Origin of the sequence: Enterobacter asburiae, assembly GCF_008080435.1 — a bacterium.
Lineage (GTDB): Bacteria > Pseudomonadota > Gammaproteobacteria > Enterobacterales > Enterobacteriaceae > Enterobacter > Enterobacter asburiae_C.
The window spans coordinates 1-9104 of sequence record NZ_VRKN01000037.1 but is presented as its reverse complement, the minus strand read 5'-3'; the positions used below and the strand labels follow the sequence as shown (position 1 = coordinate 9104).

Genomic DNA, 9104 nt, shown 5'->3' with positions numbered 1-9104 from the left:
TAGTGTTAGACATATATTCAAGCCTATCTCTTATCTGGAGATACAGCTACTGTCTGGTGTTTCAGGGGGCTACATCAGGATAACGTTATCTTTCAAAAGAGTGTGTATATGGTCTAACTGAAGGCTGCATGGCTGAGATCAGGTCCTGATTATTTTCCTCTTGCTGTATCCTGACAGTAACACAGTAACGTTACCGGTACTCCACACAGGGAGTACTGATCAAAGAACAAAAAGGCATCGAGACGGGCAAGGCCTGAAGAGCTGCAACACGGTGAACAACGCGGTACTGAAAAGGTCATTCAGAAGGTGGGTGGCAGGTTGCCTTGTAAATTGTCTGTACCATGCTGCAAACGGGATCGAACGCAACACCGTAATGAAAAGACAGGTCTGACTGAAGACAACCTGGCGCTGACAGATGGCTGCTTGTTCTTTAACAAATTGTATCTTAACACAAGATGCATCTGTACTTTCTGATATGCAGTATCCTGTTTAAATGCGAATTGTTTCCAAAGATAGATTTACCTCGTGGCGTTTTAAGCAACTCAGGCCCGAGGCGAAGATTAAGTAGCGTGCCGCCAGAGTGGAGATTCTGATTCATCTTCGCCGCAGATTTCATTACATGTAACGGTGAAGAACAGGTCCGTTCCTGCAAAAGGGGACACCCCCTCAGAGATCGGTTCGCCGGCTTTCCTTCCGTCTGGCGTAGCGCCCAGAACTTTTCCGGTCGGCAAGTAATTTGAAATTCCCATAAAGGCGCTCAGGAATGAGTGATTATTACTATCCTTATGCGTATGCGTGTACTGATAAAAATGGTTTGCAATTCGACGAGCGATATCATCAACATAATCGCTATTGTTACCATATTTATCTACCGCCAAAGCGGTATTCCGCAGTTCATCGTAACCTTCCCAGTTTTTGTCCAGCGCATCGGTAAGCGTATGCATACTGCAGATATTGTCTTCAAACACCAGTTTTTTTATAACGACCAGGCTATTAGCCGTAACGGAAAGTCCGACGCCGGTGATAACAGGCCCAACATTATATATTGCACCACCACGGCTTAAGTCGACGCCCTTTTCCAGACAGCCCTGATTACATGATGAGAGGAAGGGGCGTGGCACCATGTCTTTATGCAGACGTTGTGCAATGAGCGTATTTTGCACAGATAAATCAATAAGATGTTCAAACTGATGAATAAATGCCGTTTCGACATCTTCGTAACTGGAAAACGTCTCCGGTGCCATCTGTTCAAGTCCCATCCGCTTTCCCGTTTTGCGATGACAGCCTTGATTCAGGGCAAATTCTAACGCAGCGGTAATGTTCAGATTGACGGCTGAGGTCCATTGGCTGGTTTTGCGATGGTGTGGGACCACACAACCGCAGTTGTTCCATTCCAGGGCATCTATTGGACTGACACCATTATTGATCAGCATCTGATAGCCGACTTCGTCGTTGTGAATTGCGGGGAAACCTGTTCCAAGACTCACCAAATCGGCTACCGCCATCATAAATTTCTGCGGTGTATTTTGGTGGATCCTGACACTTAACCCGGGTTGATGTGTTTTGACCTGCGCGGTGGCCTGGAGACACATATAGCTCAGCTCATTGGTGGCATCAGAACCGTCCTCCTTTTTCCCCCCAACGGTAAGGTTCTGGAACTGATTATATCCAGCAAAAAAATCGGCGGTATTAGCCGAAATAGTCCACACCCACTCTGAAAATTTTAGCCATAAACAGTTAATGATTTCCTGAATCTGACCATCTGATACCCCCTGTTTTTTACTGCGTTGATAGCAGGGATACATATACTGATCAAAACGGCCTGGATTTAATGCCAGTGGATTTTCGGATAAGATACCTCCAAGCTGAACAAACCAGACAAACTGTGCCGCTTCATGGAAGGTTTCTGGAGGAAATGCCGGTACCTTGTGACATACTCTGGCAATTTCTTCCAGTTCCTTTTTGCGATCGATTGATCGTTTCAGTTGCGCCAGTTCAAGTGCTTTACTGGCATAGCGTTTTGCGAGAGTAATAATCCCCTCAGACGTTAATATAATGGAATTATAAAAATCAATTTTATCTAAATCTTCATGCTTAAATGGTGATAACTTTTTCAGCTTTTCTTTGGCTTCCTTCAAAATGCCAGTAAAACCTTTTGGGAAAAGAATGCCTTTATAATCAGGCGTGATTTCTCCGACAGCTTGCCGCCATTTTGAATCGTTGTCTACAATACCAGTATCAACGGTAACGTCAGCAACATCTGCAGGCAGTTGAGCCAGAAATGCTTCCTCTAAAGATTTATTTTCCCAGTAAGGGAAAATATTTTTACGAATAAACTCTTTTTGTTCTTCAGTAATTTGATAAGGGTCCTGATAACGATTTGGGAAATTATCCATCTCTTTATTTACCCAAGACCAGGAGAACTCAGGTGTTAGAATTCCGCATCTGCGGTGTTCGCCCGTCGCCCCAACAATAAGCTCATCTTCAAATATGTTTACCACAATGGTTTCACAGCATTCTTTAAACGCCATCGCACGTCTGATTTGTACTGACATACCTTCGGTTTTTTTATGTGATTCAGTCCAGATTCTGGCTCGATCATAAGAAATACCCGGTTTGCTTTTGACGTAATTATCTTTTATTTTTTTTTACTCTTTCAGATAACCCACTAACAACCTGTCTTAGGGGCTGGGCAGTTAGCGTATTTTTACCTTCAGATTCGATGATGGACACAATCCTCTCCTAATTATCTTTGCGATTAAAATCATGTACAACAATATAATACACACAATATCAGCCTATTGTGACTAACTTCACATCAAGAAAAATCGTACAAAGCTAAACAAAACCAGCGTCTTGAAAAAATCAGTACAAGTTAAATCCCTCTGATCTTCTTGTTGTTGCTGTAAAAAGATAGAAAGTTCAGTTATATGTAAGGCGTAAATGTATTCACCTTGTTTTTGATAAATATCAAGGTAACTTCTGATGTTACAACGTGACTATTGTGCCCATGGGGCCTTTTATCACTTGGTTTTTCACGTTTCCGCTATAATGAAAAATATAAAAGTCGTTATAACCGCTTGTAATTGATGTGAAGACCTCACCAACGCTGCAGTTGCCAGATGCACTGGTCATCAGAAAGTGACAGGGTCGATTGACCTGCCCCCAGGATTAGATACAACCTTCAGTTAGTAATGTCGGTTGGTTTTTGTTCATATTTCCTGTTTCGCCAGTCCGTTGCGAATTCAGCTGGTGTCTGGTAATCCAGCGATGAATGGGGACGGCACTCGTTATAATCCTGCCGCCAGTCATTAATCGTTTTCCGGGCATGAAGAATATCGCTGAACCAGTGTTCATTCAGACACTCATCGCGAAAGTGTCCGTTAAAACTCTCAATAAATCCGTTCTGCGTTGGCTTACCTGGCTGGATAAGCCGTAGTTCCACACCATGCTCAAGGGCCCATTGATCGAGCGCGCGGCAGGTAAATTACGGGCCCTGATCGGTTCTTATTGTCGTAGGATAGCCCCGAAACAGCGCGATGCTGTCCAGAATACGCGTGACCTGAACGCCTGAAATACCGAAAGCAGCGGTGATTGTCAGACACTCCTTCGTGAAATCATCCACACAGGTCAGGCACTTGATCCTCCGACCGTTGGCCAGTCGAAATCCATCGACCATGTCAGGTTCGGCGCATCCGGGCGCAGAAGCGGAAACCGTTCGGTTGCCAGCCCTTTACGGCGTCGTCTGCGTTTTACGCTCAGTCCATTAAGGTGGTAAATACGGTATACCCGCTTGTGATTGACGTGAAGGCCTTCCCGACGCAGCAGCTGCCAGATGCGGCGGTAGCCAAAACGCCTGCGCTCCAGTGCCAGCTCAGTGATGCGCCCTGATAAATGCGCATCAGTTGCCGGACGCTGAGCCTCATAGCGGCAGGTCGACAGGGACAAACCTGTAAGCCTGCAGGCACTACGTTGCGACAGACCGGTCGCATCACACATAAACTCAACGGCTTCCCGCTTCTGGCCTGTCGTCAGTACTTTCGCCCCAGAGCCACCTGAAGTGCCTCCTTATCCAGCATGGCTTCGGCAAGTAGCTTCTTGAGGCGGGCGTTCTCCTCTTCAAGAGATTTAAGCCGCTTAACCTCGGGCACCTCCATGCCACCAAACTTCTTGCGCCAGGTGTAGAAAGTGGCATCGGAAATGGCGTGCTTACGGCAGAGCTCGCGGGCAGAAACTCCGGCTTCCGCTTCGCGAAGAATACTGATGATCTGTTCGTCGGAAAAATGCTTCTTCATGGGGATGTCCTCATGTGGCTTATGAAGACATTACTAACATCGGGGTGTATTAATCAACGGGGAGCAGGTCAGCGTTATATCGTAATGGCGGCGATTTCATCCAGAGGGATGTTTTGTTTCTTGTCATTTCCAGAAAAAATCATGAGGAACCGGTGACAGAGGAAATACAGCAAGAGCTCCCCGGTGATGGCTGAATAATCGTTAACCACTGTAAGGTCGTTATCGCCGGGAACAACGTCTGTTGTCCCCGGCGTGGGCTGACGTTGGGCATGCTGGTTTTTCCGTGCTAATCCTGAACGTCAGGCACTGACGCTAAATAAAGACCCGAAAACCTACAGCGCCAAGGTGGTCGTCAATGTTCCAGTCGTTATATGTATTGCCCCAGGCTTTCTGGTAACTGTATTCCACAAATGCGACTGCATTTTTGCCGAGCATGTAGTCGGTACCCAGCACGGTTGACTGCAGAATTTGCGAAACCAATCTTATTCACGTTGTCATTCCCCTGTGCCATTACGCCCACAGTAAGATGCTTGTCAGTGAAATAATAGATCCCTGCAGAATTGACAAGGTCCGTCGACATCCCTGTCTGATCGTGTTTGCTTTTCCCGCCCCAGGCATACGTGGTATCTACCCCCAGACACCAGTCTGTCGGCGCGTATTGCTTCCCGAAGGTCAGGATACCAAGTGCTTCATTTCCGAATCCGGCATAGGCCTGACGGGTATAGACATTATTACTCAGTCCGTCGGTCGAGGAATCCAGTCCGTGGAGCCCTGTTTCGTAATAGCCCAGTACAAAATTATCGCTGTCGCCGGCTGTGAGGTTATACCGTATGGCGATACCCAGTCTGGAGTCATTATCCTGAATATTGTGTTCCTGGGTATGTCCGGAATCGGTTTTCCCGACAAACCGGAGTGATCCCAGCAGGCCAACAGCTGTATCATCATTACTCCAGAGTGTTCTTCCTTTGGTTTTTGTTGCGGTGTAACCGGGGGCGGCTAACGTTGCGTTATTTTCCTTTGCCATTATGGAACCGCTTATGATGAAACCGAGGGAGAGTGCTACTGCTGATTGAATAATTTTTTTCATGTTATTGTTTCCTTTTTTATGCATATATCAGCGGGTCCTGATTGTTGTTTATCTCCACTGCGTCTGATAATGAAAGAGGTATCGACGTAGCGGGTCTTTATCAGGGCCGGTTGCTGGACATAAAATCGCTTATTGAGCCTCGGTATTATCAGAGGGATTTTCGTAATGAGGTGTGATGCCTTTCTTTGTTCTGGTACAGATACTCAATATTTGTTTTTTGTTTATTTTTGGTTGAATATATATAATGATATAATGATATAATGATATAATGATATAATGATATAATGATATAATGATATAATGATATAATGATATAATGATATAATGATATAATGATATAATGATATAATGATTGCTTTTCCTGTAAATCATGCAATGTTTATCCATGCATGATTCAGAAGTCATATGCGCAGGCAATTTATTACCGCTCCAAGCATTAAGGCCCTGCGGGGTCAGGTCCGGGTTTACAAAAACAGAGCAGGGCAAGGGAATATCCTCGGAAATGTTCTCTGAGGGTTAGTCATTTTTTTGACATCATTTATTTAAAGGGTAATTATTATTGCGTTTTAACGTTTATGTTGTTTCTGGTATCTCACCGCGAGTTGTATTAAGGGCATTCAGATCCCTTTTCAGGGTGGGGATATCAAAAGAACACTCGAACCTGAGGATGAAAAACTCAGTATCACGGTATTAATGGCGATCTCATTAAGTATCTACAATGTCATGCTTGACAGCAGAGTAAGACTGCGAGCCTTGTCTCGCATCGTGAGGAACGCCTTCGTCTCTCTGGACATTAAAGCCTGTGAGTTTTCCTGCCGTTATGGCAGCGGCTTATGCCTTCCTGATACGTGATGATAACCGGCAATAACTGCATTTACGTGCGACCGTGACAAAATACAGTAAGTGAGTGAGATTACGTTTCATCAGGTATGGGCCTTAGGCAATATTTTGTATTCCAAAGGTGTCCTGAAATTTTACTGGGCAGAACGCTTTATTTTTTCACAGACTGAAATTTTTGGTTGCTCAGGAAATACTTGCTTATCTGTGTCAGTTAACAAATATTTCTCTTTCCTTCAGGACGAAGATTAAGTGGATCCCTTAGCATGTGTTATAATTGTCATAGATTTCATAAATTAAAAACACCACTTGATGCACAAGATTGACATTTTAAGAGTGAATCTACGGGGTAACATTGCTCTACAGGTCAGCCGCAGTTCGTTGGCGGCTGACCTCAGCATGCTATACCTGCACGTAATCCACGTGCATAACCGCCCACCGGAGACATAGTGAACCCGTGTTCGGGGACATGGTAGACACTTACAACTAAGGCATAAGAACCCGTTAATGGAGTCGCTTATGCCCTGAGATGCGAGAGATACCATGTCATTACGTACCGGTTTTGTACTGTTCGCCTCGCAGGACGGGCCGATCATCTGTTCGTTGTGCGTCATGCCAGGGGCTACAAGTGGCTTCAGCTCTGGACTCAGGAAGACTCCTTCGGCCTTCTCAGGACCGGTCCCGCATAACTCATCATTCCCTGAACCATTCTCCGGACGACATCACTGCCCTGCTGCGTATGGCCCATGACCGCCATGAACGCAGGGGCGCACGCAAGATAAAGCGCTGGCTGAAAGACCAGGGGCACACCATGCCCGCCTTCAGCACCGTCCATAACCTGATGGCCCGGCATGGCCTGCTGCCGGGCACTTCACCGGGTATTCCCGCCACGGGACGGTTCGAACCTGACGCGCCGAACCGGCTCTGGCAGATGGATTTTAAGGGGCACTTTTCCTTTGGCGGGGGGCGCTGCCATCCGCTCATCCTGCTGGACGACCACTCCTGTTTTTCCCTGTGCCTGGCGCACTGTACCGATGAACGGCGTTAGACCGTGCAACAGCAGTTGGTCACTACGGCCTGCCGGACAGGATGACGATGGACAACGGCGCGCCGTGGGGATATACCACCGGCACCTTGTCGGCGGGAAGGGTGCCAAACAGCAGTGGATTGAATATGAATATCACAACCTCGATCGCTTCCAGGAAATAGGGCTGTGCCTGGAAAACGACGGTGTAGGCCGTGAAGACCTAGTCGCTGATTAACACGCTGACTGCATGCTACGCCGCAAAAGAAATCTGTGGTGACATTCGTGTATTGGAACGGATATTCAGCTTGACAGCTAGCAGGGGGCTCAGTAAGCACAGGGTATACTTTCCTTGTAGATCTATACATAGTGGTAGACCTGAGGTATAGCGTGTACGAGATCCTACCCCGGCGTCTGCGACTAACCATTTGAAATCCAGAGCCTTGCTGGAGCCATGATCTCGTCAACCGGTTAAGAGCAGAGCTGCCCTCCCGCAAAGCCTCCATGTACCCTATTCAGTACGATACGTTTTTAGTTTTATTATTTAATAATAAATATATACAAATAAATGGGATAACTTTTCACTCATGAATGGCGAACAGAGTAAATACAGAATGTGCTTTTGCACGTAATGCTTTGTGGAATGGAAACACTTCCATCAATTTTCATATACAGATCAATGCCTTAGTGTTATTTTGCTTTTTTGGCCGAATGGGAGCGAACGCGCAATTTTACGACATCTGTTGATATTCGAAACCGTACCTTTGCGGACAGGCTATTTTTGCCAGTCCAAAACTAAGCTAAACGACTTTCGGACACCGCAATCATTTCGTACATCATTTACGTACACATCTAAACGCAATCGTTAACCGACTGATTGGCTGGTGAATTTTGTAAATGTCGTCAAATCGCAGCTTCGCTTCCACTGGGCCTTTTTGAGGCACGGGAGCAAATATCCGGTGGCTGGGGGTGTTTACGCCACTATAAATAAAAGCCAAAGTGATTTTATTCAGAAAAAACAAGGTTGACAGGTTAGTTGTATTTAATACCGACGACGGCACCCTGCATTTGTCCTCCAGCGAGGACGTGATCAGGCTGGCTTTACCTGCCGCACGATTGCTGGAGACGTTTTTGTCGTCCGAAGGAAGAGAGCTGACGCGTGAATATCTTCTGGAAACCGTCTGGGATAAGCATGGCTTGCATGCTTCTGGAAATAACTTAAATCAATACGTCAGTATTCTTCGCCGTAACCTTTCTCTGCTCGGCTGTCATGAACTCATACTGACTGAAGAAGCCGAAAGCTTTTATCTTCATCATGGCTTTAAGGCATCGCAAACCCAGGAACGGACATTATTTCTTAAGCTACCATAATTGGTTTGAGGTCGAAAGGGTACATCCATTAATGTCTAACATGTTGATTGTTAATATATAAATTATTCAATTTAACATAATCTTTGTTATGCGCACTCAGGGGTGTAACAGCTAAATTGAGAAGCACATCACTGAGCCAGACCGCTTCCAGAGGATCCTGACGTGTCCGCCAGTGTCGCTCACCTGATGACTGCCACTGCCCTTTTTCAATACGTCGTCCGGAGCGAACAGAGATGCCGGTGGTGGCCGCAGCGGCTTCCTGGGTAAGACCTTTATTACGTTGAGCCATGTAAAAACTGACCTGTCTGGTATTCAGCGTCACAACCTCTCCCTGGAAAGAAGAAACAGGACGCTCAGATTACAAACAGGCCAGAGTAATTGTCGCGATGCGGACGGGGTAATTGTCGCCTAATAGGAGAGCATGAAAAACCGTGGGGCAGTCGTAATCTAAGCTGCCATCGCTGATACCTTTCCATCACTTTGTTCGTCC

At 46.1% G+C, this 9104-nt stretch carries 3 protein-coding genes and 4 pseudogenes; 3 read left to right on the top strand and 4 right to left on the bottom strand.

The window, feature by feature from the left end; translation table 11 throughout:
* Positions 1 to 560: 560 nt before the first annotated feature.
* The 3 genes and pseudogenes from FU672_RS24375 to FU672_RS24360 form a co-directional block, all read right to left on the bottom strand.
* Entirely contained in the window at positions 561 to 2642 is a 2082-nt protein-coding gene (locus FU672_RS24375) for a pyruvate formate lyase family protein (protein WP_222848627.1), read from the bottom strand.
* Between the two features lie 542 nt (positions 2643 to 3184).
* Positions 3185 to 4295: pseudogene (locus FU672_RS24370) on the bottom strand (IS3 family transposase).
* Positions 4296 to 4662: 367 nt separating this feature from the next.
* The gene (locus FU672_RS24360; RefSeq protein ID WP_262349066.1) at positions 4663 to 5382 is read right to left on the bottom strand and encodes a hypothetical protein; all 720 of its coding nucleotides are present in this window, start codon (positions 5380 to 5382) and stop codon (positions 4663 to 4665) included.
* A gap of 1380 nt (positions 5383 to 6762) precedes the next feature.
* On the opposite strand from FU672_RS24360, the pseudogene FU672_RS24355 reads away from it, so the two are divergent.
* The 3 genes and pseudogenes from FU672_RS24355 to FU672_RS24350 form a co-directional block, all read left to right on the top strand.
* A pseudogene (locus FU672_RS24355) lies at positions 6763 to 7362 on the top strand (DDE-type integrase/transposase/recombinase); the annotation flags it as partial.
* Positions 7359 to 7463 (top strand): annotated as a pseudogene (locus FU672_RS25325) (hypothetical protein); the annotation flags it as partial. The pseudogenes FU672_RS24355 and FU672_RS25325, both read left to right, overlap by 4 nt.
* A 779-nt stretch (positions 7464 to 8242) precedes the next feature.
* Positions 8243 to 8614 (top strand): winged helix-turn-helix domain-containing protein, encoded by a 372-nt coding sequence (locus tag FU672_RS24350; RefSeq protein ID WP_262349065.1) that lies wholly within the window; start codon positions 8243 to 8245, stop codon positions 8612 to 8614.
* A gap of 136 nt (positions 8615 to 8750) precedes the next feature.
* On the opposite strand, the pseudogene FU672_RS24345 reads toward FU672_RS24350, so the two are convergent.
* Positions 8751 to 8936 (bottom strand): annotated as a pseudogene (locus tag FU672_RS24345) (helix-turn-helix domain-containing protein); the annotation flags it as partial.
* Positions 8937 to 9104 lie beyond the last annotated feature (168 nt).